This window comes from Chitinophaga ginsengisoli (assembly GCF_003014595.1).
GTDB lineage: Bacteria > Bacteroidota > Bacteroidia > Chitinophagales > Chitinophagaceae > Chitinophaga > Chitinophaga ginsengisoli.
On sequence record NZ_PYGK01000038.1, the window covers coordinates 1 to 3,144 of the forward strand.

General features: G+C 47.6%; 2 rRNA genes. Both read right to left on the minus strand.

Annotated features, from left to right (window positions below):
* A 5S ribosomal RNA gene (gene rrf / locus CLV42_RS33520) occupies positions 1–104 on the minus strand; the annotation flags it as partial.
* 126 nt (positions 105–230) lie between these two features.
* Positions 231–3,108 (minus strand): 23S ribosomal RNA (locus CLV42_RS33525).
* Between the last annotated feature and the right edge of the window lie 36 nt (positions 3,109–3,144).

Sequence of the window (3,144 nt, forward strand, 5' to 3'; positions counted from 1 at the left end):
GCTACCTACTCTCCCGCATGATAGTGCAGTACCATCGGCCATGAGGGGCTTAACTTCTCTGTTCGGAATGGGAAGAGGTGAACACCCTCGGCATAACCACCATAAGATCTTTACTATGTGTAGAATGATCTTCGTCTTCTAAGTCAGCACTGTTACAGCGATTGATCTGACTTAAGACTTGCAATAAGATACATATTGGGAAAGTCGTAATAGTTTGTCAACAAAAAATAAAATTAAAGCTTACGGGCAATTAGTACTACTCGGCTTCGATGTTACCACCCTTACACCTGTAGCCTATCAACGTCGTAGTCTCCGACGGCCCTTAAAAGTAAACTCATCTTGAGGTTGGTTTCACGCTTAGATGCTTTCAGCGTTTATCCTTTCCGTACATAGCTACTCAGCACTGCACCTGGCGGCACAACTGATACACCAGCGGTACGTACGACCCGGTCCTCTCGTACTAAGGTCATGTCCTCGCAATTTACTAACGATCACAACAGATAGGGACCGAACTGTCTTGCGACGTTCTGAACCCAGTTCACGTGCCACTTTAATCGGCGAACAGCCGAACCCTTGGGACCTTCTCCAGCCCCAGGATGTGACGAACCGACATCGAGGTGCCAAACCTCCCCGTCGATATGAGCTCTTGGGGGAGATCAGCCTGTTATCCCCGGAGTACCTTTTATCCTTTGAGCGATGGCCCTTCCATACAGAACCACCGGATCACTTTAGCCAGCTTTCGCTCCTGCTCGGCTTGTCGGCCTCACAGTCAAGCACCCTTTTACTAATGCGCTCTGCGTACGATTACCAACCGTACTGAGGGTACCTTTGCGAGCCTCCGTTACTTTTTAGGAGGCGACCACCCCAGTCAAACTACCCACCAAACAATGTCCCTGCTTCCAGGTTAGACTCTAAACAACAGAAGGTTGGTATTTCAACGTTGACTCCACAACTCCTGGCGAAGCTGCTTCATAGTCTCCCAACTATCCTACACATCTGTTGTTCAAAATCAATGTTAAGTTGTAGTGAAGGTTCACGGGGTCTTTCCGTCCCGTTGCGATTAACCGGCATCTTCACCGATACTACAATTTCACCGAGCTCGTGGTAGAGACAGTGTCCAACTCATTAGACCATTCGTGCAGGTCGGAACTTACCCGACAAGGAATTTCGCTACCTTAGGACCGTTATAGTTACGGCCGCCGTTTACTGGGGCTTCAGTCAGAAGCTTTGGATTACTCCGAACATCCTTCCTTAACCTTCCAGCACCGGGCAGGTATCAGGCTCTATACGTCATCTTTCGATTTTGCAGGGCCCTGTGTTTTTGTTAAACAGTTGGTTGGACCATTTTACTGAGACTGCATCACTGCAGTACGCCTTATCCCGAAGTTACAGCGTCAATTTGCCTAGTTCCTTTACCACGGATCACTCGAGCGCCTGAGGATATTCTCCTCGACTACCTGTGTCGGTTTACGGTACGGGCTGCTATAACCGAACCTTAGAGGTTTTTCTTGGAAGTCTGATTAGGGACATTATCAGCGCGGCCGAAGCTTTGCTGTACTATCAGGTTCATCACCCCGTGCGGATTTTCCTACACAAAGTTTAACTACACCCTTTAACGCACTATTCCGTAAGTGCGCAGTCCTTTCACTACTCCGTTACCCCATCGAAATTATAGCAGGTACTGGAATATTCACCAGTTTGCCATCAGCTACGCCTCTCGGCTTTGCCTAAGGACCCGACTAACCCTGATCCGATTAGCGTTGATCAGGAACCCTTAGTCTTACGGCGAATAGGTTTTTCACCTATTTTATCGTTACTTATGCCTACATTTTCTTTTCTAAACGCTCCAGCATACCTCGCGATACACCTTCAATGCAGTTTAGAATGCTCCCCTACCGATATACTGCCTAGCAGTAATCCTAAAGCTTCGGTTGTATGTTTGATGCCCGATTATTTTCCGTGCTTAAACCCTCGACCAGTGAGCTGTTACGCACTCTTTAAATGAATGGCTGCTTCCAAGCCAACATCCTGGCTGTTATAGGATTTAAACTTCGTTTGTTCAACTTAACATACGATTAGGGACCTTAGCTGTTAATCTGGGTTATTTCCCTCTCGGCCATGGACCTTAGCGCCCACAGCCTCACTCCCGTAGATATATCATAGCATTCGGAGTTTATTAGGGTTTGGTAGGCGGTGAAGCCCCCTAGCCCAATTAGTAGCTCTACCTCTATGATAACTCTTTATACGAGGCTGTTCCTAAAAACATTTCGGGGAGAACGAGCTATCTCTCAGTTTGATTGGCCTTTCACCCCTATCCACAGGTCATCCCATAGCTTTTCAACGCTAATGAGTTCGGTCCTCCAGTTTGTGTTACCAAACCTTCAACCTGCCCATGGATAGATCACAAAGTTTCGCGTCTACCCCTACTGACTGAACGCTCTGTTAGAACTCGCTTTCGCTACGGCTCCGTAACTTAAGTACTTAACCTTGCCAGTAAGGAGTAACTCGTAGGCTCATTATGCAAAAGGCACGCCGTCATTCTTACGAACTCCGACCGCTTGTAGGCGCACGGTTTCAGGTACTATTTCACTCTTCTGTTCGAAGTGCTTTTCACCTTTCCCTTACGGTACTGGTTCACTATCGGTCTCTAGGGAGTATTTAGCCTTATCAGATGGTGCTGACAAATTCACACAGGATTCCTCCGGTCCCGCGCTACTCAGGATACTACACGTCCACCAGAATTTCTGCCTACAGGGCTTTCACCTGCTTTGGCTCATCTTTCCAGATGATTCAGCTTGATCTGATCTTCTAAAAGTAGTCCTATAACCCCGCGGCAGCACGCCACCGCGGTTTGGGCTGGTCCCCGTTCGCTCGCCACTACTTAGGGAATCATTAATTTATTTTCTTTTCCTGCAGGTACTTAGATGTTTCAGTTCCCTGCGTTGGCCTCCTTACGGATAATACATCTTCAATGTACTGGGTTGTCCCATTCGGAAATCTACGGATGTAACGATCGTTTGCATCTCCCCGTAGCTTATCGCAGCTTACCACGTCCTTCTTCGCCTCCTAGAGCCTAGGCATCCACCATGCGCCCTTATTCGCTTTAAATATCTTCAAAGCTTTTGTTGTCTACTATTACAACTT